20 protein-coding genes are annotated in these 22,513 nt (G+C 67.4%); 7 read left to right on the forward strand and 13 right to left on the reverse strand.

Annotated elements, in window-relative coordinates; all coding sequences use genetic code 11:
* Positions 1–4 precede the first annotated feature (4 nt).
* Positions 5–1,261 (forward strand): 3-oxo-tetronate kinase, encoded by a 1,257-nt coding sequence (gene otnK / locus J0A90_RS13590; protein ID WP_207036714.1) that lies wholly within the window; start codon positions 5–7, stop codon positions 1,259–1,261.
* On the forward strand, positions 1,258–1,917 hold the full coding sequence (gene otnC, locus J0A90_RS13595; protein ID WP_207036715.1) for a 3-oxo-tetronate 4-phosphate decarboxylase: 660 nt from the start codon (positions 1,258–1,260) through the stop codon (positions 1,915–1,917). The genes otnK and otnC overlap by 4 nt, the downstream gene beginning before the upstream one ends.
* Before the next feature lie 81 nt (positions 1,918–1,998).
* Here the strand turns inward: otnC and J0A90_RS13600 are convergent, their stop codons facing one another.
* A complete protein-coding gene (locus tag J0A90_RS13600) occupies positions 1,999–3,051 on the reverse strand; it encodes a zinc-dependent alcohol dehydrogenase family protein (RefSeq protein ID WP_207036716.1) in 1,053 nt (350 codons plus the stop codon).
* Between the two features lie 168 nt (positions 3,052–3,219).
* Here J0A90_RS13600 and J0A90_RS13605 point away from each other — a divergent pair, with 168 nt between their 5' ends.
* Positions 3,220–3,684 (forward strand): Lrp/AsnC family transcriptional regulator, encoded by a 465-nt coding sequence (locus J0A90_RS13605; protein ID WP_233076783.1) that lies wholly within the window; start codon positions 3,220–3,222, stop codon positions 3,682–3,684.
* A gap of 33 nt (positions 3,685–3,717) precedes the next feature.
* Here J0A90_RS13605 and recG read toward each other — a convergent pair whose 3' ends face one another.
* Entirely contained in the window at positions 3,718–5,796 is a 2,079-nt protein-coding gene (recG, locus tag J0A90_RS13610) for an ATP-dependent DNA helicase RecG (protein WP_207036718.1), read from the reverse strand.
* Positions 5,793–6,713, reverse strand: a complete 921-nt coding sequence (locus tag J0A90_RS13615; RefSeq protein ID WP_035472832.1) for a hydrogen peroxide-inducible genes activator — start codon at positions 6,711–6,713, stop codon at positions 5,793–5,795. Before J0A90_RS13615 ends, recG begins: the two co-directional genes overlap by 4 nt.
* 158 nt (positions 6,714–6,871) lie before the next feature.
* On the opposite strand from J0A90_RS13615, the gene J0A90_RS13620 reads away from it, so the two are divergent.
* Positions 6,872–7,750, forward strand: coding sequence for an SDR family oxidoreductase (locus J0A90_RS13620; protein WP_207036719.1), 879 nt, complete (start codon positions 6,872–6,874; stop codon positions 7,748–7,750).
* A 172-nt stretch (positions 7,751–7,922) separates the two neighbouring features.
* On the opposite strand, the gene J0A90_RS13625 is transcribed toward J0A90_RS13620, so the two are convergent.
* Both J0A90_RS13625 and J0A90_RS13630 read right to left on the reverse strand, forming a co-directional pair.
* The gene (locus tag J0A90_RS13625) at positions 7,923–11,105 is read right to left on the reverse strand and encodes an efflux RND transporter permease subunit (protein WP_207036720.1); all 3,183 of its coding nucleotides are present in this window, start codon (positions 11,103–11,105) and stop codon (positions 7,923–7,925) included.
* Positions 11,106–11,200: 95 nt separating this feature from the next.
* Entirely contained in the window at positions 11,201–12,475 is a 1,275-nt protein-coding gene (locus J0A90_RS13630) for an efflux RND transporter periplasmic adaptor subunit (protein WP_233076784.1), read from the reverse strand.
* 423 nt (positions 12,476–12,898) lie between these two features.
* Here J0A90_RS13630 and J0A90_RS13635 point away from each other — a divergent pair, with 423 nt between their 5' ends.
* The gene (locus tag J0A90_RS13635; protein ID WP_233076785.1) at positions 12,899–13,813 is read left to right on the forward strand and encodes an AraC family transcriptional regulator; all 915 of its coding nucleotides are present in this window, start codon (positions 12,899–12,901) and stop codon (positions 13,811–13,813) included.
* 30 nt (positions 13,814–13,843) lie between these two features.
* On the opposite strand, the gene J0A90_RS13640 is transcribed toward J0A90_RS13635, so the two are convergent.
* The 4 genes from J0A90_RS13640 to gmk form a co-directional block, all read right to left on the reverse strand.
* A complete protein-coding gene (locus J0A90_RS13640) occupies positions 13,844–14,233 on the reverse strand; it encodes a RidA family protein (RefSeq protein ID WP_035472899.1) in 390 nt (129 codons plus the stop codon).
* A 234-nt stretch (positions 14,234–14,467) separates the two neighbouring features.
* Complete coding sequence (locus tag J0A90_RS13645) at positions 14,468–16,621, reverse strand: bifunctional (p)ppGpp synthetase/guanosine-3',5'-bis(diphosphate) 3'-pyrophosphohydrolase (protein WP_207036723.1); 2,154 nt, start codon at positions 16,619–16,621, stop codon at positions 14,468–14,470.
* A 70-nt stretch (positions 16,622–16,691) separates the two neighbouring features.
* A complete protein-coding gene (gene rpoZ, locus J0A90_RS13650; protein WP_035472905.1) occupies positions 16,692–16,949 on the reverse strand; it encodes a DNA-directed RNA polymerase subunit omega in 258 nt (85 codons plus the stop codon).
* A 189-nt stretch (positions 16,950–17,138) separates the two neighbouring features.
* Positions 17,139–17,816 carry a guanylate kinase gene (gene gmk, locus J0A90_RS13655; protein ID WP_207036919.1) on the reverse strand — a complete coding sequence of 226 codons (678 nt, stop codon included), beginning with the start codon at positions 17,814–17,816 and terminating at the stop codon, positions 17,139–17,141.
* Between the two features lie 221 nt (positions 17,817–18,037).
* Between gmk and J0A90_RS13660 the strand changes: the two genes are divergently transcribed.
* The gene (locus J0A90_RS13660) at positions 18,038–19,237 is read left to right on the forward strand and encodes an MFS transporter (protein WP_035472907.1); all 1,200 of its coding nucleotides are present in this window, start codon (positions 18,038–18,040) and stop codon (positions 19,235–19,237) included.
* A gap of 55 nt (positions 19,238–19,292) precedes the next feature.
* On the opposite strand, the gene J0A90_RS13665 is transcribed toward J0A90_RS13660, so the two are convergent.
* From J0A90_RS13665 to J0A90_RS13680, 4 genes are all read right to left on the reverse strand, one after another.
* Positions 19,293–19,589 (reverse strand): helix-turn-helix domain-containing protein, encoded by a 297-nt coding sequence (locus J0A90_RS13665; RefSeq protein ID WP_035472910.1) that lies wholly within the window; start codon positions 19,587–19,589, stop codon positions 19,293–19,295.
* A gap of 172 nt (positions 19,590–19,761) precedes the next feature.
* On the reverse strand, positions 19,762–20,004 hold the full coding sequence (locus tag J0A90_RS13670; RefSeq protein WP_207036725.1) for a type II toxin-antitoxin system RelE/ParE family toxin: 243 nt from the start codon (positions 20,002–20,004) through the stop codon (positions 19,762–19,764).
* A 151-nt stretch (positions 20,005–20,155) separates the two neighbouring features.
* The gene (locus J0A90_RS13675; protein WP_207036727.1) at positions 20,156–20,647 is read right to left on the reverse strand and encodes an RES family NAD+ phosphorylase; all 492 of its coding nucleotides are present in this window, start codon (positions 20,645–20,647) and stop codon (positions 20,156–20,158) included.
* Between the two features lie 2 nt (positions 20,648–20,649).
* Positions 20,650–21,120, reverse strand: coding sequence for an antitoxin Xre/MbcA/ParS toxin-binding domain-containing protein (locus J0A90_RS13680; protein ID WP_207036729.1), 471 nt, complete (start codon positions 21,118–21,120; stop codon positions 20,650–20,652).
* Positions 21,121–21,261: 141 nt separating this feature from the next.
* Between J0A90_RS13680 and pyrC the strand changes: the two genes are divergently transcribed.
* Positions 21,262–22,311 (forward strand): dihydroorotase, encoded by a 1,050-nt coding sequence (gene pyrC, locus J0A90_RS13685; RefSeq protein ID WP_207036731.1) that lies wholly within the window; start codon positions 21,262–21,264, stop codon positions 22,309–22,311.
* Positions 22,312–22,513 lie beyond the last annotated feature (202 nt).

Raw genomic sequence — 22,513 nt, forward strand, 5'->3', positions numbered from 1 at the left:
CACGATGCCTCTGATTGGCTGTATCGCCGACGATTTCACCGGCGGCACCGACCTCGCCAACAATCTGGTCAAGAGCGGGTTTCGTACCCGCCAGGTCATCGGCGTGCCCGATAGCGATAGCCCAAACGAGCCGGTGGATGCCGTCGTGGTCGCGCTGAAATCGCGCAGCATTCCGGCCGCGGACGCCGTCTCCCAGTCGCTGGCGGCGCTCGAGTGGCTGCGTCGCCAAGGCTGCGAGAAGTTCTACTTCAAGTACTGCTCCACCTTCGACTCCACCCCCGAGGGCAACATCGGGCCGGTGGCCGAGGCGCTGATGGCCGCGCTGGGGGTCGATGGCACGCTGTTCTGCCCGGCCTTTCCGGCCACCGGGCGTACGGTCTATCAGGGGCATCTGTTCGTGGGCGACCGCCTGCTCAACGACAGCGGCATGGAGCGGCATCCGCTCAACCCGATGCGTGATGCCGATCTGGTGCGCTGGCTGGGGCAGCAGACCCAGGCCGCCACCGGTCTGCTCGACCACGCCTGCCTCAGCCGCGGCGAGGCGGCCACGCGTGAACGTATCGATCAGCTGATCGCCGAGGGGCGGCCGCTGATCGTCACCGACACCCTGGACGATGCCCAGCTCACCACCCTGGCCCTGGCCAGCGCCCATCTGCCGTTGGTCACCGGCGGCTCCGGGCTGGCGCTCGGCCTCGGCGCGCTCTATCAGCCGGCGGTCAGCGACCCCGGCCAGCTGCCGCCGGCCCAGGGCAGTGCGGTGATCCTGGCCGGTAGCGCCTCGCGGCGCACCCGCGAGCAGATCGAGCATGCGAGTACGCGCCTGCCCACCTATACCCTCGACCCGCAGCGCCTGGCTGAAGACTTCGACGCCACCCTCGAGGCGGTCATGGCCTGGGCCACGCCGCAGCTCGGCGAGACGCCGCTGCTGATCCACAGCGACACCCGGCCCGAGGCGGTCGAGGCGGCCCAGGCGCAGCTCGGGGTCGAGGCCGCCGGGGCGCTGATCGAGCGTGCCCTGGCGACCCTGGCCGAGCGTCTGCTCGCCCAGGGCGTGCGCCAGTGGATCGTCGCCGGCGGCGAGACCTCCGGGGCGATCGTGCAGGCGCTGGGGATCGCGGCGCTGCGCATCGGCCCCGAGATCGCCCCGGGGGTCCCCTGGACTCACGCCGCCACCGCCGAAGGCGATATCCATCTGGCGCTGAAGTCAGGCAACTTCGGCGCCCCCGAGATGTTCACCAGCGCCTGGGAGATCATTCGATGAGCGACGCCACCAGCGAACGCCAGCTACGCCAGCGCATCGCCACCCTGGGCCAGCGCCTCTATGCCCGCGGCCTGAGCCCGGGTACCAGCGGCAATATCAGCGTGCGTCTCGACGAGCAGAGCTGGCTGTGCACGCCGACCAACTCCTGCATGGGCGAACTCGAGCCGGAGGCGATCAGCCGGCTCGACTGGGAAGGCAACCATCTCGGCGGCGAACCGCCGAGCAAGGAGTACTTCTTCCATCTGGCCTACTACCGCCATCGGCCGGCGGCGCAGGCGATCGTCCACCTGCACTCGAGCTACTCCAGCGCGGTGGCCTGTCTCGACGATCTCGACCCGCACAACGCGCTGCCGCCGATCACCCCCTACTTCGTGATGCGCATCGGCAACCTGCCGCTGCTGCCGTACCGCCGCCCCGGCGATGCGCGGCTGGGCGACGACATCGCCCGCTACGCCTCCAAGCACGCCGCGGTGCTGCTGGCCAATCACGGCCCGGTGGTGACCGGCAAGACGCTCGACGCCACGGTCAGCGCCGCCGAGGAGCTGGAGGAGACCGCCAAGCTCTACCTGCTGCTGCGCGACAAGCCCTACCGCGAGCTCACCCGGTCACAGATCGAGGAGCTCAAGGAGGTGTTCGGCGCCGAGTGGGAGAGCTGAGCAGGGGAAGTAGAAGAGAAAAAAGAGGGAAGACATGCCTGCGCCGGACGGGCGCAGGCGGTTGGTGGTACCCGTCTATGCCTAGGAGGCGCACGCAAAGTCGGTGATCACCGTGGCCCCCACACCCTGGAACGAATCCATCGCCATCAGTGCCGCCGGCGCTTCGGCCAGGCCAATACGCCGGCCGACCAGCCGCGCCGGGTCGAGCCGGCCGTGGCGCACCATGTCGAGCATGGCGCCGTAGCGGTGCGCCTGCATGCCGTGGCTGCCCAGAATCTCCAGCTCCTCGGCGATCACCCGGTGCATGGGCAGCGGCGGCGACTGCTGGTCCCCCGCCATCAGCCCCACCTGCACGTGCTTGCCGCGGGTGCGCAGACTCAGGATCGAGTTCTGGCAGGTGAGCCGGCTGCCCAGCGCGTCCAGCGAGACATGGGCACCGCCCTGGCTCAGCTCGCGAACCGCTGCGACGACATCCGCACACTGCGTGGCATTCAGCGTCGCCGTGGCGCCGAGTTCCCGCGCCAGGCGCAGTTTGGCGTCGTCGATATCCACCGCTACCACCTGTGCGCCCAGCGCGCTGGCGATCATGATCGCCGAGAGGCCGACCCCGCCGCAGCCGTAGACGCTGACCCACTGCCCGCCGCTGACCCGGCCCTGATCGACCACCGCGCGGAAGGCGGTGGCGAAACGGCAGCCGAGGCCCGCGGCGGTGGCGAAGTCCATGCTCTCGGGCAGTGCGACCAGGTTGAGATCGGCCTGCTGCAGACTGGTGTACTCGGCATAGGAGCCCCACTGGGTGAAACCGGGCTGCACCTGGTGGTGGCACACCTGCTGGTGGCCGCTGCGGCACTCGTGGCAGGCGCCGCAGCCGCTGACGAAGGGCACGGTGACCCGCGCGCCCGGCTGCCAGCGGGTCACCTCCTTGCCCACCGCGACGATGGTGCCGGCCAGCTCGTGCCCGGGCACGTGGGGCAGCACGATGTCGCTGTCGTGCCCCATCCAGGCGTGCCAGTCGCTGCGGCACAGCCCCGATGCCTCTACCCGCACCACCACACCATGAGGCTCGGGTGAGGGATCGGGCACGGTCTGGATGCTGGGAGGTGTCTGGAAACTTTCGAAGACCACGGCTTTCATGGCGATGACTCGTACGCTGGAGAGTGGGAGAGACGCGGCGTGACGACTGGCCGATCCTGCGAGACAGGCTACCGCGAATGGTCGAAATAGCTTTGCGTTATTTCCCCCTATTGCCGCCAGATGGCAAGCTCGTTTCGGTTAATCGCCAGAATAGAGAAGGATCTTCCCTTGAAGCCGCTGGATGACATCAATCTGCGTCTGCTCGATCTGTTGCAGCAGGATGGCCGCATGACCAACGCCCGGCTGGCCGAAGCTCTGGCGCTGAGCGAGACGCCGTGCTGGCGACGGCTCAAGCGCCTGGAAGAGGAGAAGCTGATCACCGGCTATCAGGCCAATCTGGATCGCAAGCGGCTGGGGCTGGGGGTGCTGGCCTTCGTCCAGCTCAACTGCTCGGAGCATGACCCCGGCTCGGTGGCGGCGTTCGAGCGGATCATCAACGCCAGCCCCAATATCCTCGCCTGCCACAACACCACCGGCGACGACGACTTCCTGCTGATCATCGTGGCCAAGGATCTGGACGATTACAGCCAGTTCGTGGAGCGCGAGCTGCGACGGCTGCCGGGGGTGACCAATATCCGCTCCAGCCTCTCGCTGCGCGAGTTGAAGTCGACCAACCGGCTGCCGCTGGGGTGAGGTGTCAGCCTTACTGGCGCCGCGTTGGACGCCTCACACCTGCCCGTACCTGCCCGCCTCGTCGCCCAGCCAGCGCTGGATCAGCGCCGGGGCCACGTCGGGGGCCTCTTCGAGCAGTGCCGTCGCCAGCGCGGTGACCGTGTCGAGCAGGTCGCGGTCGCGCTCCAGGTCGGCGATCTTCATCTGCGCCAGCCCGGTCTGGCGGGTGCCCAGCACCTCGCCGGGGCCGCGCAGTTCGAGATCCTTCTCGGCGACCTTGAAGCCATCGGTGGTGTCGCGCAGGATGCCCAGGCGCTCGCGGGAGTGGTGCGACAGCGGCGGGTGGTAGAGCAGCACGCAGTAGCTGTCGACGCGCCCGCGGCCGACCCGGCCCCGCAGCTGATGCAGCTGAGAGAGCCCCAGGCGCTCCGGGTTCTCGATGATCATCAGGCTGGCGTTGGGCACGTCGACCCCCACTTCGATCACCGTGGTCGCCACCAGCAGATCGAGCTCGCCACGCTTGAAGGCGTCCATCACCTCACCTTTCTCGGCGGCCTTCATACGCCCGTGGACCAGCCCGATCTGGAGTGCCGGCAGCGCCTCGGTCAGGGTGTCGCGGGTGACCTCGGCGGCCTGACAGGTGAGCGCCTCCGACTCTTCGATCAGCGTGCACACCCAGTAGGCCTGGCGACCCTCGGCGCAGGCGCTGCGGATGCGTTCGATCACCTCCGGGCGGCGCTCGTCGGGCACCGCCACGGTATGCACCGGGGTGCGCCCCGGCGGCAATTCGTCGATCACCGAGAGGTCGAGATCGGCGTAGGCGCTCATCGCCAGGGTGCGCGGGATCGGCGTGGCGGTCATGATCAGCTGATGCGGGGTCAGGCCGCCGTTCTCGCCCTTCTGGCGCAGCGCCAGGCGCTGGTGCACACCGAAGCGGTGCTGCTCGTCGATCACCGCCAGCCCCAGGCGCTGGAAGCTGACGTCGTCCTGGAACAGCGCATGGGTGCCCACCACCACCTGGGCGCGGCCATCGGCGATCGCCGCCTTGGTGTCGCCGCGCGCCTTGCCCTTGAGCTTGCCGGCGAGCCAGCCCACCTCGATGCCCAGCGGTTCGAGCCAGCTGCGGAACTGGCGGAAGTGCTGCTCGGCGAGAATCTCCGTCGGCGCCATCACTGCGGCCTGGCAGCCGCCGGCGACCGCGGCCAGTACCGCCATCGCGGCGACCACGGTCTTGCCCGAGCCGACATCGCCCTGGACGAGACGCAGCATCGGCACCTCGCGCTCCAAGTCGCGCCCGATTTCGTCGAGCACGCGGCGCTGGGCCTGGGTCAGCGAGAACGGTAGCTGGGTCAGAAAGCGCGCCTGCAGATGGCCGCTGCCGGCGAGCTTGGGGGCGCCGTCGGTCTGGATGCGCAGGCGCACCTGACGCAGGCTCAACTGGTGCGCCAGCAGCTCCTCCAGCGCCAGCCGGCGCTGGGCCGGATGGCGCCCGGCGGCGAGCACTTCCTGGGGGGCGTCCGGCGGTGGCTCGTGCAGATAGCGCAGCGCTTCGAGCAGGCCGGGCAGGCGAAAGCGCTGGCGCAGCGTCGCGGGAATCCACTCCGGCAGCGCGTCCGGCGCCTCCGCCAGGCGCTTCAGTGCCTGCTGGATCAGCGCCCGCAGGCGCGGCTGGGCGAGCCCCTCGGTGGCCGGGTAGATAGGGGTCAGGTGCTCGTCCACCGGCGGCGCTTCGCTCTGCACCAGACGATATTCGGGATGATAGATCTCGAGCCCGGTGCTGCCGGCGCGGGCTTCGCCGAAGCAGCGCACCTGGACACCCTTGACGAACTGCTGCTGCTGGGCCGGCGAGAAGTGGAAGAAGCGCAGGCTGAGAATGCCGGAGCCATCCTTGAGCCGCACCAGCAGGCTGCGCCGGCGCCCGCGGATCACGTCGGCGGCGCTCACCTCGCCCTCGACCACCGCCTCGGTCCCTGCCCGCAGGGTGCCGATCGGGGTGATCCGGGTACGATCCTGGTAGCGCAGCGGCAGATGGAACAGCAGATCGGCGATCTGGACGATCCGTAGCCGGGCCAGCTTGAGCGCGAGCGCTTCGCCGACGCCGGCGAGGTCGGTGACCGGTGCGTCGAGGCTCATGCCGCCTCGACGTCGCTACCGTGAACCTGATCGATCGCCTGGATCAGCGCATCGATCGCGCGCGGCCGCGGGAAGCTGGCACGCCAGGCCAGGGCCACGCTGCGGGTGGGGGCGTCACCCTTGAACGGCCGGCTCTCGAGCAGGCCCCCCTCGTAGTGACTGGTGCCGATGGCCAGCTTGGGCAGCACCGTGATGCCGAGCCCCGAGGCGACCATGTGGCGGATCGTCTCGAGCGAGCCGCCCTCGGCGATCAGGGTGTTCTCGGGGTTGTTGAGCTGGGCGCTGATCGCCGGGCACGCCTCGAGAATCTGATCGCGGAAGCAGTGGCCCTCGCCGAGCAGCAACAGACGCTCCTTGAGCAGATCCTCCTTGTCGATCGCGGCGCGCTCGGTCCACGGGTGGTCGGCCGGCAGCAGGATCTCGAACGGCTCCTGATAGAGCGTCTTGGTGACCACGTCCGGCTCGTTGAACGGCAGCGCGACGAAGATCGCATCCAGCTCGCCGCTACGCAGCTTGCGCCGCAGCACGCCGGTGAAGCTCTCTTCGATGTACAGCGGCATCTGCGGGGCGATGCGCGACAGCGCCGGAATCAGATGTGGGAACAGATAGGGGCCGATGGTGTAGATGGCGCCGATGCGCAGCGGGCTGATCAGCTGGTCCTTGCCCTCGCTGGCCATCTCCTTGATCAGCGTCGCCTGCTCCAGCACGCGGTGGGCCTGCTCGACGATACGCTCGCCCAGCGGGGTCACCTGGACGGTGGATTTGGAGCGCTCGAACAGCGCGATGCCCAGCTCCTCCTCGAGCTTCTTGACCGCCACCGACAGCGTCGGCTGCGAGACGAAGCAGCGCTCGGCAGCGCGACCGAAGTGACGCTCCTGCGCCAAGGTTACGATGTAACGGAGTTCTGTTAGAGTCATGAGGTGGGACCGAAAGGCTCCCTTTATTCGCAGAGAAGAGAATCATCGCAAAGGGCCGTAGACGTCACCCACGTCCGCGACCTGAGACCGTCTCTCGTGGTCATTCGTGTCTTCACGGATGTATTAACAAGGATGTTTTACCAAGAGGCCAGGGAAAGGTGAAGAAAACCACATTAATTCTAGGTTGCGGCGATATCGGCACCCAGCTCGGCAAGCAGCTGATCGCCGCCGGGCACCGGGTGATCGGCGCGCGGCGTAACGCCGGCGCGCTGGAAGGCACCGGGATCGAGCCGGTGGCGCTGGACGTCACCGACGACGCGGCCTTGGCCGCGCTGCCGGACGCCGATTTCGTGGTCTACGCGGTAACCGCCGACCGCTTCGAAGAGAGCGCCTACGCTGCGGCCTATCCGGAAGGGCTCAAGGCGGTGATTGCCCAGTTCGCCCAGCGCGAAACGCCGCCCAAGCGGCTGTTCTTCGTCTCCTCGACCAGCGTCTACGCCCAGCAGGGCGGCGAGGAGGTCGACGAGACCTCGCCCACCGAGCCCAACGGCTTCTCCGGGACGCTGATGCGCGAAGCCGAGCAGGCGCTGCTCGACCATACGCTGCCGGGCACAGTAGTACGCCTCTCCGGCATCTACGGCCCGGGCCGCGACCGCCTGATCCGCCAGGTGAAGGAGGGCCGGATCGCCGCCGCCAACCCGCCGATGTACTCCAACCGCATTCATCGCGACGACTGCGCCGGGGTGCTGGCGCATCTGATCGGGATGGCCGAGCGCGACGAGCCGCTGGAGTCGATCTACCTCGCCAGCGACGGCGAGTCAGCGCCGCTGCACGAAGTGATGGCGTGGATCGCCAAGCAGCTCGAGGTGGAAACGCCGGAGGTGATCCAGTCACCGCTGCGCCGGCGCTCGAGCAAGCGCTGCAACAACGCTCGTCTGCGCGCCTCGGGCTACACCTTCCACTACCCCTCCTTCCGCGAAGGCTACGCCGATATCCTCAAGCAGGGCGGTTTTCTGCGCGACACCGCCAAGGCGTGATGTCGGGCGGCGATGATGCCGCCCGCCAACGCTCAGCCAGTCGAGACATAGCCCGTCGAGAGATAGCCAGTCAATGCGAGATACGACAGAGCGCCCATTGCCGGGCGCTCTGTCGTTACTGGGGGGTTATCGAGTGGCTAGCGCCTATTCGGCACGCCTCGTGCGAGCTGGCCTATCTGACGTCTTCCACCCGCTCGGTGCTCTCACCTGCCAGGGTCGAGCCGTGATCCTGGCGCAGCGGCCCGGCCAGCTTGCGCAGCGCGACATAGAACACTGGGGTCAGCAGCAGGCCGAACAGGGTCACCCCGAGCATGCCGGCGAAGACTGCGACCCCCAGCGCCTGGCGCACCTCGGCACCCGCGCCGTGGCCCAGCGCCAGCGGTATCACCGCCGCGGTGAAGGTGATCGAGGTCATGACGATCGGGCGCAAGCGCAGACGGCAGGCCTCCAGCGCCGCGGCCACGGTCTCACGCCCCTCGAGCTCCAGCTCGCGGGCGAACTCGACGATCAGGATCGCGTTCTTGCACGCCAGCCCGATCAGCACCACCAGCCCCACCTGGACGAAGATATTGGTATCGCCGCCCACCAGGCGCACCCCGATCAGCGCCGAGAGCACGCACATCGGCACGATCAAGATCACCGCCAGCGGCAGGGTCCAGCTCTCGTAGAGCGCGGCCAGCACCAGGAACACCAGCATCACCGCCAGCGGGAACACGATCAGCGCGGCGTTGCCCTGGGTCGCCTGCTGATAGCTGAGATCGGTCCACTCGAAGTCGATCCCCGCCGGCAGCACCTGGGCGCCGATCCGGGTCAGCTCGGCCATCGCCTGGGGCGAGGAGAGCACACGCGGGTCGGCCTCGCCGGCGAGATCGGCGGCGGGGTAGCCGTTGAAGCGCAGCACCGGGTCGGGGCCGAAGGTCTGGTGGACCTTGATCATCGAGCCGATCGGTACCATCTCGCCCTGGGCGTTGCGGGTGCGCAGGCGAGCGATGTCCTCGACGCTGTCGCGGTAGGGGGCATCGGCCTGGGCAATGACCTGCCAGGTGCGGCCGAACTGGTTGAAATCGTTGACGTAGGTCGAGCCCAGATAGGTCTGCAGGGTGTCGAAGAGGTCGGCCACCGCCACCCCCTGGGACTTGGCCTTCAAGCGGTCGACGTCGGCATCGAGCTGGGGCACGTTGGCCTGATAGCTGGTGATCGGATAGGACATCCCCGGGGTCTGCATCACCGCGCCCTGGAAGGCGTTGACCGCTTCCTGCAGCGGGCCGTAGCCGAGGCCGCCGCGATCCTCGAGAAACAGCTGATAGCCGGAGCCGTTGCCGAGCCCCAGGATCGGCGGCGGCATGAACGAGAAGGCGATGCCGTCCTTGAGCGCGGCGAGCTTGCCGGCGAGTTCGGCATTGATCTCCGCTGCCGTGCGGGTGCGCTCGGTGAACGGCGTCAGGGTCAGAAACGCCAGGCCGGTGTTGGAGGTGTTGGTGAACTGCAGGGCATTGAGTCCCGGGAACGAGATCGCGTGCTCGACCCCATCGGTGTGCATGGCGATATCCACCACCTGGCGCAGCAGGGCGTCTGTGCGCTCGAGGGAGGCGCCCTCGGGCAGCTTGACGCCGGCGATCAGGTACATCTTGTCCTGCACCGGAATGAACCCGGGCGGCACCGTCTTGAACAGATAGCCGGTGGCCCCGAGCAGGATCAGGTAGATCACGAACACCGCGCCGCGGCGTTTCAGGCTGCGCGACACCACGCCCCGGTAGCGCTCGGAGCCGGCGTTGAAGAGCCGGTTGAAGGGCCGGAACAGCCAGCCGAACAGGGCGTCGATCACTCGCGTCAGGCGATCCTTGGGCGCATCGTGGGGCCTGAGCAGCATCGCCGCCAGGGCCGGCGACAGCGTCAGCGAGTTGATCGTCGAGATGACCGTGGAGATGGCGATAGTCACCGCGAACTGGCGATAGAACTGGCCGGTCACCCCGGAGAGAAAGGCCATCGGCACGAACACCGCGCACAGCACCAGGCCGATGGCCACGATCGGCCCCGAGACCTCGCGCATTGCTTGATGCGCCGCGGCGCGTGGCGCCAGCCCCTGCTCGATGTTGCGCTCCACGTTCTCCACCACCACGATGGCGTCGTCGACGACGATACCGATCGCCAGCACCAGCCCGAACAGGGTCAGGGTGTTGATCGAGTAGCCGAGCAGCAGCAGCACCGCGAAGGTGCCCACCACCGAGACCGGCACCGCCAGCAGCGGGATCAGCGAGGCGCGCCAGGTCTGCAGGAACAGCGTCACCACCAGCACCACCAGCAGAACCGCTTCCAGCAGGGTCTGGATCACCGAGTGGATCGAATCGGTGACGAACAGCGTGGTGTCGTAGACGCTGCGATACTCGAGCCCGGCGGGGAACTGGGTCGCCAGCTCGTCCATGGTATGGATCACCTGATCGCGAATCTCCAGCGCGTTGGCCCCGGGCGACTGGAAGATGCCGATCGCCACCGCGTCCTTGCCATCCAGGCGGGCGCGCAGGGTGTAGTCGCCGGCGCCGAGCTGCAGCCGGGCGACATCCTTGAGCCGCAGGATGTCGCCGTCGGCGCCGGTCTTGAGCACGATGTCGCCGAACTCCGCCTCGCTGGTCAGGCGCCCCTTGGCGTTGATCAGGGTCAGGAAGTCGCTGTCCGGCATCGGTTCGCCGCCGATCTGCCCGGCGGAGACCTGCACGTTCTGGTCGCGGATCGCCGCCACCACGTCGCCGGCGGTGAGGCCGTGGGCGGCGACCCGGTCCGGGTCGAGCCACACGCGCATGGCGTAGTCGCCGCCGCCGAACAGCTGCGCCTCGCCCACGCCGGGGATGCGCGCCAGCTGGTCGCGCACGTGCAGGCGGGCGTAGTTGCGCAGGTAGAGGGTGTCGTAGCGGTCGTCCGGCGAGACCAGGTGCACCACCATCAGAAAGGTCGGTGACTGCTTCTGGGTGGTCACGCCCTGGCGGCGCACCGCCTCGGGCAGGCGCGCCAGGGCCTGGCTGACCCGATTCTGCACCCGCACCGTGGCCTGCTCGGCGTCGGTGCCGGGGCGGAAGGTGACGGTCATCTGCAGCACCCCGTCGGAGCCGGCGACCGACTTGTAGTACATCATCCCCTCGACGCCGGTGATCGCCTCCTCGAGCGGCGCGGCGACGGTGTCGGCGATCTCCTTGGGGTTGGCGCCGGGGTAGACCGTGCGCACCAGCACCGAGGGTGGCACCACCTCCGGATACTCGCCGATCGGCAGGTTGGGGATCGAGATCGCGCCTAGCGCGAGCATGACGATCGACAGCACCGCAGCGAAGATCGGGCGGTCGACGAAGAAACGCGAAACATTCATGCCTTGGAGCTCCTGCTCGGCGGATGCGATGCCCGCCGCTTGTCGTCGTTCCCGTGAATGGGGGGGGCCGGCGGCGCACCTGGCGCCGCCGCCGCTCAAGAGCGCGTTGCGAGCGCGCCCTGGGCCGCCGACTGCGGGTCGGCCGGTCGTGGATCGACCGGATGCGGTGAGATGGTCATGCCGGGGGCGTAGATCTTCTGGGTGCCGTTGACCACGATGCGATCTCCCGGGGCGAGACCGTCGCGGATCACCACTCGGTCGCCCACCGCGGCGCCGGTCACCACCGGTTGCGGCGTGACGCTGTTGTCATCGGCCACCCGATAGACGAAACGCCGATCCTGGTTGGTCAGCACCGCCTGGCGGTCGATCAGCAGCGCCGCGGTGAGCGCGGCGACGGGCATCTCGACGCGGGCGAACTGGCCGGGGCGGACGCGCCCGTCCGGATTGTCGAGCACGGCGCGGTAGGTCAGGGTGCCGGTGGTGGGATCGATACGGTTGTCGACGAAGTCGAGCCGACCGCGATGGGGAAAACCGCTCTCGCCGGTGAGACTGACCCGCACCACCACGGGGTGGTCGGGGTCGACGCTCGCCAGCGTGTTCTCGGCGCCGCTCTCGTTGCTGTCGAAGTAGACGTAGAGCGGGTCGACCGAAACCAGCGTGGTCAACAGCGTCTGGTCGGCGCTGGCCAGGTTGCCGCGGGTGACCAGCGCCCGCCCGATGCGCCCGGAGATCGGCGCGGTGACGCGGGTGTACGCGAGGTCGAGTTCGGCGCTGGTGAGCGCGGCGCGGGCCTGCGCTTCACGCGCACGGGCATCCTGGGCCGCCGCCTGGCGCTGGTCGTGCTGCTCCTGGGAGATCATGTGGCGGCCGATCAGCCGGCGCGAGCGGCTGGCTTCGACATCGGCGAGCTGACGCTGGCTACGCGCCTGGGCCAGGGCCGCCTTAGCGGCATCGACGCGCGCCGCATAGGGGCGCGGGTCGATCTGGAACAGCAGGTCGCCGGCCTTGACCAGCTGGCCCTCGGTGAAGGCGATCTCATCGACATAGCCGCTCACCCGCGGGCGTAGTGCCACTGTCTCGGGCGCCTCGATGCGCCCGGTGAAGGTCTCGGTGAGGGTGATCGGCTCGGCCGCGACGGTGGCGACATCGACCTCGGGCGGTGGCGGGGCGGCGGCCTGTGGCTCGCCGTGGGCATCGCAGCCGGCCAGCAGCAGCGCCGCCAGCAGCCAGGTGGTCGTGAGCCAAGTGACTCTGAGACAAGTGATTCGTAGCCAGGTAGTTCGCAGAGACGCGATCTGCCGCCCTGTGACCGGCGTGACGGCGGCCAACCTCGCACCAGGCGCGGGCGGCTGGTTGAACTTCTCCATCATGGTTCGCTCCGTGTGACATTCCCCGAAGGATGGCAAGCTATTGGCTCAACTTAAGTTGAGGTCAAGCGTGGCGGGGAAACCGCCCGGGGGTCATGGAGTGCCAATCTAAGGGCTGGCGGCGGCGGGGCGTTATCGGCTTCCTGTCGATTGCTTGCCCGATTCTCCGCAGAAACCGGTCAGCCAAGGGAGGGGTGTCGGGGCCGCCTGGGGCAGGGCTGGCGGTCTTGCCGAATTCTTCAGAGTACTTGCCCGATTCTGCAAGTCTCTACCAGACGCGCCCAATATCGCCGAAAGTGGGCTTATACTCGCGCTCTATCGCTTGATGCCTTTCCATCCGCCCAGCAGGGGAGTGACGCCGTGACCGCCGCACAGCCCATCCCGAGGCACACCGAGTCGTCGTCCGATTCATTGATGAATACTCTTGTGGCGAGAATTCTCGCCCACGCCGATGCGGAGGGGTTCATCGCCAGCGCCATTCCCGGTCTGGAGCTGGTGCGTGCCAATTCGACCACGGCCTGCATGGGCTCGCGGGTCTACGAGCCGGCGCTGTGCCTGATCGCCCAGGGCGCCAAGACGGTGTGGTTGGGGGATCGCCAGATCGACTATGGCCCGCTCAGTTGCATGGTGTCGGCGGTGCCGCTGCCGATTCTGGGCAAGGTGACCCAGGCCTCGCCCCAGACCCCGTATCTGGGCCTCAAGCTCACGATCGACCCTCAGGAGGTCACCGATCTGATCCTGGCGATGGGGCTGCCGGTGGCGCGCCAGCCGGAGGAGGAGCTGTGCCCGGAAGGGGCCTGCGGGCTCGGCCATGTGCTGGCCGATCGGGGGATGCTGGAAGCGCTGTCGCGTCTGGTCGGGCTGCTGGATACGCCCCAGGACATCGCGATCCTGGCGCCGCTGGTACGGCGGGAGATCCTCTATCGGGCGCTGGTCGGGGAGCTGGCGCCCTACATGCGCAAGTTCGCCATGGTCGATGGCCAGACCCACCGCATGGCCCGGGTGATCGAGGTGCTCCAGGCGCGCTTCCGCGAGCCGCTGCGGGTGGGCGATCTCGCCGACATGGTGAGCATGAGCGAGTCGTCGCTGTTCCACAGCTTCAAGCAGGTGACGCGGATGTCGCCGCTGCAGTTCCAGAAGCGCCTGCGTCTGCATGAGGCGCGCCGGCTGATGCTGGCCGAGGGCATGGAAGCCGCCACGGCCAGCTATCGCGTCGGTTACAGCAGCCCTTCCCACTTCAGCCGTGAATACAGCCGCATGTTCGGGGTGCCGCCGCGGGCGGACGTGATCAAGCTGCGCGGCGATCTGCCGGCAGCGACACCGGCACCGGCGGTGCGCTGAGGCGCCACCACCGTGGCCGGCGTGCGGGGTTCAGTCGCCGATCACCATGACCGCTTCGGCTTCGACCAGGCTGCCCTTGGGCAGTTGCTTGACGCCCACCGCGGCGCGCGCGGGGAAGGGCGCGCTGAAAAACTCTTCCATCACCTTGTTGACCACGCCGAAGTTGTCGAGGTCGGTGAGGTAGAGGTTGAGCTTGACGATGTCCTGCAGCGAGCCGGCGGCCTCTTTGCACACGGCGGAGAGGTTGGTGAAGACCTGACGCGCCTGGGCTTCGAAGTCGTCGGAAACCATCTCCATGGTGGCCGGGTCGAGCGGGATCTGGCCGGAGAGATAGACGGTGTTGCCGGACTTCACGGCTTGGGAATAGGGGCCGATGGCGGCCGGGGCGTTGTCAGTGTTGATAACGGCTTTGTTGCTCATGGCGTACCCTCCAGATGTTATCGATTGAGATACCGCGATCTTTTCCTGCGTATCGGGCTGCGCTTCACGTTTTATCGCGTCCCGGAACGACGACTTTTTATCGCGTCCCGAAACCGACGCGTTGGTCCGGCGTCCCGGGACGACGTAAAAAACGACGCCCCGCCGTGGTTGGCCATGGCGGGGCAGCGTGTGTTCGTCTGTCTGGCCGGCGCGGGTGGGCGTCGGGGTCTGCTATCAGCTTCTCGCGCGAACGATGCGGCCGATGTGATTCAGGTTGCGCAGGCGCTTGATGATCCGGGCCAGGTGGATACGCCCCTTGACCAGAATGGTCAGGTTGACGATCGATAGCCGGGCATCGCGCTCTTCGATGCCGATGCGCTCGATATTGGCATCGGCGTCGGTGATCAGGCTGGCCAGTTCGGCGATCAGCCCGCGCCGGGTCTCCACCTCGATGCGCAGCGGCACCGGGAAATCCTGCTCGATCTGGTTAGACCACGTCAAGGAGACCAGCTTGTCGGGGTCATCGCGCAGCTCATCGAGATTACCACAATCGTGGCGGTGCACGACGATCCCCTTGCCCATCGACAGGTGACCGATCACCGGGTCGCCGGGCAGCGGGTGGCAGCAGCGGGCGAAGCTGATCGCCATGCTCTCTGAGCCGTTGATGACGATCGGTCCGGCGTGCGGGCCCGTCTTGGGTGAGCTCTCCGGCGACCCCGGGGCGTCCTCGTCATCGCTCAGGCTGGCATCGGCCAGGCGCTTGGCGGTGGCGTGGGCCAGCCGGGTGCCGAGGCCGATGGTCTCGAGCAGGTCATCCTCGTCGGCCAGGTCGAGCTCCGCCAGCAGCGCCGTGAGACGCTCCGCGGGCAGCTTCTCCAGGCTGGTGTCGAAGCTGCCCAGCGCGCGGTTGAGCAGGCGCCGGCCGAGCTGGATCGCCTCGCTGCGCTGCTGGCTCTTGAGCGCGTGGCGAATCGCCGAGCGGGCCTTGGCGGTGACCACGAAGTTGAGCCAGGCGAGATTGGGCCGGGCGCCGGGCGCGGTGATGATTTCCAGGGTCTGGCCGCTCTCTAGCGGGGTCGAGAGCGGCGCCAGGTGGCGGTCGATACGGCAGGCGATACAGCTGTTGCCGATATCGGTGTGCAAGGTATAGGCGAAGTCGACCGCCGTGGCCCCCTGGGGCAACTCCATGATGTCGCCCTTGGGGGTGAAGATGTAGACATCGTCGGGGAACAGGTCGTTCTTGACGTGTTCGATGAACTCCAGCGAGTCCCCCGCGTGGCGCTGCATCTCGAGCAGCCCGCGGACCCACTCGCGGGCCCGGGCGTGGCTGCCGACGGCGATCGGCCGCTCGGTCTGGCCGGCCTTGTAGAGCCAGTGGGCGGCGATACCGTTGTTGGCCATCGCCTCCATCTCGCGGGTGCGGATCTGTACCTCGATCGGCATGCCGCTGGGCCCGAACAGGGTGGTGTGCAGACTCTGGTAGCCGTTGGCCTTGGGGATCGCGATGTAATCCTTGAAGCGCCCGGGCACCGGCTTGTAGAGGTTGTGCACCGCGCCGAGGATGCGATAGCAGTTGTCGACGTCGTCGGTGATGATGCGGAAGCCGAACACATCCATGATCTCGGCGAACGGCTTGCGCTGGTCGTGCATCTTGCGATAGATCGACAGCAGATGCTTCTGCCGGCCGACCACGCTGCCGGTGAGATCGTCCTCGTCCAGCCGGCGCTGCAGGCTGGTCTGGATCTGGCGCATGGTCGTGCGGCGGTTGCCGCGGGCCCGGGCCACGGCGCGCTTGATGCGCTCGGCACGCATCGGGTGGATCGCCTGGAACGAGAGATCCTCGAGCTCGACGCGGATGGTGTTGATCCCCAGGCGTCCGGCGATGCGGGCGTAGATCTCCAGCGTCTCGCGGGCGATGCGGCGCTTCTTGTCGGGTCGCAGTGCCCCCAGGGTGCGCATGTTGTGCAGGCGGTCGGCGAGCTTGACGATGATCACGCGGATGTCCTGGGACATCGCCATCACCATCTTCTGGAAGTTCTCGGCCTGGGCGACCGCCTTGTCCTCGAAGGTGATCTGGGTCAGCTTGGAGACGCCATCGACCAGCTCCGCCACCGCTTCGCCGAACTGGCTGGCCAGGGCATCCTTGGTCACCCCGGTATCCTCGATCACGTCGTGCAGCATGGCGGCCATCAGGCTCTGATGGTCCATGTGCATGTTGGCGAGGATATTGGCGACCGCGAGGGGGTGAGTGACGTAGGGCTCACCGGAGCGGCGGGTCTGGCCGTCGTGGGCCTGCTCGGCGTAGTAGAAGGCGCGCCTGACCTGCTGAATCTCCTCAGAGGGTAGATAGCCGCCGAGGCGATCGGCCAGGTCATCGATGGTGAACATACAGCGCGCCTATTCCAGGAGTCGTGCCGGCGTCACGCCGAGGCGCGGGCCGCGGGCTCGCAAAGCTCGTTCAGAGTTCGAAATCCTGGTGCGGTTCGGGGCGCGGACGCGGCGGGGCGGCTTCCACCGGCTCGTCGAGCACGCTCTCGTCGATCTGGCCGGCGGCGATCTCGCGCAGCGCCATCACGGTGGGCTTGTCGTTCTCCCACGGCAGCAGCGCGTCGCGAGAGCCGCGCGAGAGCTGGCGGGCGCGCTGGGAGGAGATCATCACCAGCTTGAAACGGTTCTCGATATGGTCCAGACAATCTTCGACGGTCACGCGTGCCATGGTGATAACCCTGCTGCCAGAAAATGAGTGGTCGCACCCCAGCCGAAGCGGGGCCATGCGGGACCGTGCAGTCTACTGGACCTTTGGCGTAGCTGACAAGGTGAAAGGCCCGCGTGCCGCCCGCTGGCGCGGGACGCCGCGATGCTCGCCATGGCGCGGAGAGAAGGGCAGCACGGCGAGGAACGAGAGTCAGCGCGGGGTATCGAGCAGCTCGGCGAGCAGGCTGGCGTAGCGCGTGCGTACCTTGTCGAGTCGCGAACGGCGCGCGTGCACGATGCACTCCAGCTCGTGCAGGGCGTGCTCGAAGCTGTCGTTGATGATCACGTGCTCGTACTCGTCGAAGTGCGACATCTCGCTCACCGCATCGCGCATGCGCCGGTCGATGACCTCGGCGTCATCGGTGCCGCGCCCGGCCAGACGCTCGCGCAGCGCCTCCTTCGAGGGCGGCAGGATGAAGATCGATTCGGCCTCGGGGGCCAGTTCGCGCACCTGGCGCGCGCCCTGCCAGTCGATCTCCAGGATCACGTCCTCGCCCAGTGCCAGGCGCTTCTCCACCTCGGCGCGGGAGGTGCCGTAGTGGCGGTCGAAGACCCAGGCGTGCTCGAAGAATTCGCCGCCCGCGATCATCGCCTCGAAGGTCTTCTCGGTGACGAAGTGGTAGTTGACGCCGTCCGCCTCGCCGGGCCGCATGGCGCGGGTGGTGTGAGAAACGGCGACGCCGATCGCCGCGTTACGTTCGAGCAGCGCGCGCACCAGGCTGGTCTTGCCAGCCCCGGAAGGGGCGGAGACGATGTAGAGCGTGCCCTGGGCGGCAGGCGCGGCGGCAGCGTTGGCGAAGGCGGAGACCGGGGTGTCGGGTCGAGACATGACGGGGCCGTGATCAGGGTGCGTGAAGCCGCACAGTATGCCACGAATCCACAGGCGGTTGGCATTGCGCGGGCGTCGAGCAGGATCGATACCCGGCGCAGTGGTGGCGGTGAGCGGTTGCGCCCTGGCGCGGCATTCACGATGCTTGTCGGCGTCATCGCCGTTCACGGCGCGCGCTCCGAGCCCGCGCGGGCGACCCACCTCCTGCACAAGGAACTGTCATGAACGCTTCAGCCACCGCGGCCCGCGGCGGGCGCGCGGTCTTTCTGGGCGCCGCCTTCGCCTTTGCGCTCACCATGATCGGCACCACCATGCCGACCCCGCTCTATCCGATCTATCAACAGACCTTCGGCTTCTCGCAGCTCACCATCACCATCATCTTCGCGGTCTACGCCGCCGGGGTGATGGCGGCGCTGCTGCTCACCGGGCGCTGGTCCGACCAGCTGGGGCGGCGGCCGATGCTGCTGGCAGGGGTGCTGATCTCGGCGGCCAGCGACCTGGTGTTCTGGCACGCCCAGGGGCTCGGCCCCATCCTGTTCGCGCGGGTGCTGTCGGGCATCTCCGCCGGCATCTTCACCGGCACCGCCACGGTCGCGGTGATGGAGCTGGTCCCCGACGCCTGGAAGCGGGTCGGGCCGCTGGTCGCCACCGCCGCCAACATGGGCGGCCTGGGGCTGGGGCCGATGGTCGCCGGGGTGCTGGCCGCGCTGGCACCGTTGCCGCTGGTGGTGCCCTACGTGCTGCATCTGGCGCTGGCGCTGCTGGCGGCGCTGTTCATCTGGCGCGCCCCGGAGACGGTCACGCGTCCGGCGCGCATCCGCCTGCGGGTACAGAAGCTCAAGGTGCCGCCGGAGGTGCGCGGGGTCTTCGTGCCGGCGGCGATCGCCGCCTTCGCCGGTTTCATGGTGTGCGGCTTCGCCACCTCGGTGACCCCGGCCTTCGTCGGTGGCCAGCTCGGCTATCACAACCCGGCGCTGATCGGCGTCGTCGCTGGCAGCCTGTTCATCGCCTCCACCCTGGGGCAGATGGTGCAGGACAAGCTGCCCGAGGCCCGGCGTCTGCCGATCGGCTGCGGCGTGCTGCTGGTCGGTGTTCTGCTCCTGGCCTGGGGCATGGCCGCGCAGACCCTGGCGGGGTTCATCCTCGGCCCCATCGTGGCGGGCATCGGCCAGGGCATCGCCTTCCGTGCCGGGCTGGGCGCGGTGGCCGCCGCCAGCCCGGTACAGCACAAGGCGGCGGTGGTCTCGACCTTCTTCGTGGTCGCCTACGTGGCGATCTCGCTGCCGGTGATCGGCATCGGCCTGGTCGCCAGCGTGCTCGGGCTACAGCTCACCGGGCTGCTATTCGACGCCCTGGTGGCGCTGCTCTGCTGCGTGGCCATGGGTCTGCTGCTGCGCCGCCCGGCGGCCAAGGCGGGGTGAGGGGGGGAGTCGATGGGTATGGCGCAGTCTGCGTGGCGCCCAGCCTCTCGAGGCTTCATGCCATTGCTGCGTCGTCCTCTTCTTCCAAGATAAATTCAATGCGGAAGTGGGCGCGCGCCGAGGCGTTGACCAAGGCGTCGAGACTGAACTTGTCGATCTTGCCCTTCAACAGATCATTGACGCGCGGTTGAGTCAGGCCCAGCCGACGGCCAGCTTCGGCCTGGCTGACCTCCCAGCCTTTCACGCGCTCGGCAAGGGACGCCATCAACTTGGAACGCAGGCGCATGTTGGCCGCTTCCTCGGGAGTGTCTGAAATGGCATCCCAGATGCTCGCAAAGCGCTCACCAGCCATATCTCTAGTCCTCACGATATAGATATTTTTCAGTGGTTAGGGAAAGGCCCATGTACGGGCGGTCTCTACTTCAGTCAGACGGTTCGGGGGGTAACTCCTTGAGCCTTTGCTTACCCAAAGCGATGTCGGCCGGCGCCGTCTGCCTTGTTTTTTTCTGAAAGCGGTGACGGATTTAGATCGCATCCCTCCGCTTCGCGATGTAGAAAGACCGAAATTCGTTGGTGTCGTCCTCCACCCTGATCTCGTAAACCCCTGCACCTACAGTCTTCATCGGCTTGAAATCGTCTGGTTGGCCACCTCGCTGAAGCTTGTCGACTTGATAGCCCATCTCCTGACGTGCGCCAACGGGGAAATCCCTTAGCCGTTTTAGAGAATCCCCACAGAACTCAACCGGCTTTTCTTCTTTTTCTGCCATGTTGCACCCCTCTTCGTGATGTCAATTTATATCGAATCCGATATAGCCGCAAGGATTAGGTCGATCCCCGCGAGTGCGGGGCAGCCCAAATATCTTCACTGTGAGTCAAAGCATGAAGTTTGCCGATGCCCTGCTGTCGGATAATCACACGTCAACGCGAGGGCGGGTTCAGGCGGGTGTCGAGCGAGAGCCGCTCTTGCAGGACCACGCGATACTTGCCTTGGGCGGCATGTGGGTTCATCACCAGGTTCGCGCTGTGGCGCGATACGGTCGAGGGCACGACGAAGAAGGGGTGGGCTTCGAGCAGGGCGTCGCCGTAGCGCTGCTGGCCCGCGCTGGGCGTGCCCGGCACCAGCCAGTTGGGATTCGGCAGCGTCTCGGCATTAACCCAGTGAACGCAGCTCGGGTCCGGAATCTCGATGCACAGGAGCGTGTGCGGGTCGGTATCCAGGGTCGCGAAGCCCTTGTGAACCGCGACTTCGAGTATCGCGGTGGCCGCATCCAGCGAGCCATACACTGCCGGGCGGCCGGGGGAGTTCCAGCGCCCGCCCGCGCGCTCCGCGCCAATGCCTTTCTCCCAGGTGGCGACATGGCGGTCGCGTTCCAGGCGCCAGAACCGGAGGCTTCGGCTCGCGGCGGCCATCGTCAGGTGTAGACCCCGTAGTCCAGGCGCGTCAGCAGGTCATCGACCAGGTCATGGCCGACCGGGGTGGTGATCAGGTCCAGCGGCTTACGCCCCTCCAGGGCCATGGCCGGGGTGTCCAGCCAGCGCTGGGCGGCTTCGGTGCTGCCGAAGACGTCTTCTGCGCGGGTGAGCGTTTCGGCGAAGCGCCAGGCGCGGCCGCTCTCTTCCGGGCTGAGGGTGTCGGGTTTGTCCCGCCGGCGATACAGGGTGCGTTCGGATACCCCGAGGACTTTGACCGCGATCTTTCTGTCCTGAAGCAGATCGACCTCTTCGAGGAACTTGATCACCCCTGACGAGGCAAAGCCTTTCTCGATGAGGCGATGGATTTCGAAGGGTGAGGTGACCGCGACCCGGCGTTTACCCGTGAGGCGGCGGATCGCCCGCTCACTGATGCTGGGCTCCAGGGAGGGCTCGAACGGGGTGGTCGTCATGCTGAAATCCTCACGGCATTCGCCATATGACAAAATCATAGCGCCATCTGGCGCAGGATGTCATCTCGAACGGCATCCCCCGGGCCTTGCGGGCTCTGATATGCTACGAGCCCCTCGTTCACCCCCTGCCAGGAGTTTCCGATGACCGCCGCGCCCGATACGCTCACCCTCCGCCGCCCCGACGACTGGCACCTGCACCTGCGCGATGACGCGATCACCCGCACCGTGCTGCCCTACACCAGCGCGACCTTCGCCCGCGCCATCGTCATGCCCAACCTGGCGCCGCCGGTGACCACGGTCGAGGCCGCCGCGGCCTATCGTGAGCGTATTCTTGCCGCGCTGCCCGCCGGTCACGACTTCACGCCGCTGATGACCTGCTATCTCAACGAGAGCGTGAGCGCCGAAACGCTGACCCGCGGCCACGCCGATGGCGTCTTCACCGCGGCCAAGCTCTATCCGGCCAACGCCACCACCAACTCCCAGCACGGGGTCAAGCGCATCAGCGACGTCTACCCGCTGCTGGAGACGATGCAGCGCATCGGCATGCCGCTGCTGGTACACGGCGAGGTGACGCGGGGCGAGATCGATATCTTCGACCGCGAGAAGGTCTTCATCGACGAGGTGATGAGCGATATCCGCCGTCAGTTCCCCGAACTGCGCGTGGTGTTCGAGCACATCACCACCAAGGATGCGGCCCAGTTCGTGCTCGAGGGCGACGAGTACCTGGGCGCCACCCTGACCCCGCAGCACCTGGCCCAGAACCGCAACGACATGCTGGTCGGCGGTATTCGCCCGCACCTCTACTGCCTGCCGATTCTCAAGCGTCAGGAGCACCAGGCGGCCCTGCGCCGCGCGGTGGCCAGCGGGCATCCGCGCTTCTTTCTCGGCACCGACTCCGCGCCGCACGTGTGTGCCGCCAAGGAGACCGCCTGCGGCTGTGCCGGGGTGTTCAATGCCGAGGCGGCGCTGTCGGTCTACGCCGATGTCTTCGAGCAGGAGGGGGCGCTCGATCACTTCGAAGCCTTCTGTTCCGAGAACGGCCCGCGCTTCTACCGCCTGCCGCTGAATGAAGGCACCGTCACGCTGACGCGCCAGCCCACGCCAGTGGCGCCCAGCGTGGGCGAGGGCGAGAACACCTTCATACCCTACAAGGCCGGTGAATCGCTGACCTGGAAGACGACGCTGAACTGATCGACACTTCGCGCGGCAAGTGAGCAGTAACGAAACGGCCCGCTGGCTTGACGCAGCGGGCCGTTTGCTTGCCTGCCGTGTGCTCGGCAAAGACGCTAGGTGCTGTCTGAAAAGTCAACGAGCGAAGGCAAGGCCGGGGCGCGCAGCTAAGGCAAAAATCGGCGAAAACGGACCGGGCTGGCGCTCCAGTTTACGGGGTGTA

The organism is Salinicola sp. DM10 (genome assembly GCF_017306975.2).
Lineage (GTDB): Bacteria > Pseudomonadota > Gammaproteobacteria > Pseudomonadales > Halomonadaceae > Salinicola.

Excerpts from the sequence above, each read along its gene's own strand:
- otnK (WP_207036714.1), top strand. The coding sequence starts at position 5 with ATGCCTCTGATTGGCTGTATCGCCGACGATTTCACCGGCGGCACCGAC.
- otnC (WP_207036715.1), top strand. The coding sequence starts at position 1,258 with ATGAGCGACGCCACCAGCGAACGCCAGCTACGCCAGCGCATCGCCACC.
- J0A90_RS13600 (WP_207036716.1), bottom strand. The coding sequence starts at position 3,051 with ATGAAAGCCGTGGTCTTCGAAAGTTTCCAGACACCTCCCAGCATCCAG.
- recG (WP_207036718.1), bottom strand. The coding sequence starts at position 5,796 with ATGAGCCTCGACGCACCGGTCACCGACCTCGCCGGCGTCGGCGAAGCG.
- J0A90_RS13615 (WP_035472832.1), bottom strand. The coding sequence starts at position 6,713 with ATGACTCTAACAGAACTCCGTTACATCGTAACCTTGGCGCAGGAGCGT.
- J0A90_RS13625 (WP_207036720.1), bottom strand. The coding sequence starts at position 11,105 with ATGAATGTTTCGCGTTTCTTCGTCGACCGCCCGATCTTCGCTGCGGTG.
- J0A90_RS13630 (WP_233076784.1), bottom strand. The coding sequence starts at position 12,475 with ATGATGGAGAAGTTCAACCAGCCGCCCGCGCCTGGTGCGAGGTTGGCC.
- J0A90_RS13640 (WP_035472899.1), bottom strand. The coding sequence starts at position 14,233 with ATGAGCAACAAAGCCGTTATCAACACTGACAACGCCCCGGCCGCCATC.
- J0A90_RS13645 (WP_207036723.1), bottom strand. The coding sequence starts at position 16,621 with ATGTTCACCATCGATGACCTGGCCGATCGCCTCGGCGGCTATCTACCC.
- rpoZ (WP_035472905.1), bottom strand. The coding sequence starts at position 16,949 with ATGGCACGCGTGACCGTCGAAGATTGTCTGGACCATATCGAGAACCGT.
- gmk (WP_207036919.1), bottom strand. The coding sequence starts at position 17,816 with ATGTCTCGACCCGACACCCCGGTCTCCGCCTTCGCCAACGCTGCCGCC.
- J0A90_RS13660 (WP_035472907.1), top strand. The coding sequence starts at position 18,038 with ATGAACGCTTCAGCCACCGCGGCCCGCGGCGGGCGCGCGGTCTTTCTG.
- J0A90_RS13665 (WP_035472910.1), bottom strand. The coding sequence starts at position 19,589 with ATGGCTGGTGAGCGCTTTGCGAGCATCTGGGATGCCATTTCAGACACT.
- J0A90_RS13670 (WP_207036725.1), bottom strand. The coding sequence starts at position 20,004 with ATGGCAGAAAAAGAAGAAAAGCCGGTTGAGTTCTGTGGGGATTCTCTA.
- J0A90_RS13675 (WP_207036727.1), bottom strand. The coding sequence starts at position 20,647 with ATGGCCGCCGCGAGCCGAAGCCTCCGGTTCTGGCGCCTGGAACGCGAC.
- J0A90_RS13680 (WP_207036729.1), bottom strand. The coding sequence starts at position 21,120 with ATGACGACCACCCCGTTCGAGCCCTCCCTGGAGCCCAGCATCAGTGAG.
- pyrC (WP_207036731.1), top strand. The coding sequence starts at position 21,262 with ATGACCGCCGCGCCCGATACGCTCACCCTCCGCCGCCCCGACGACTGG.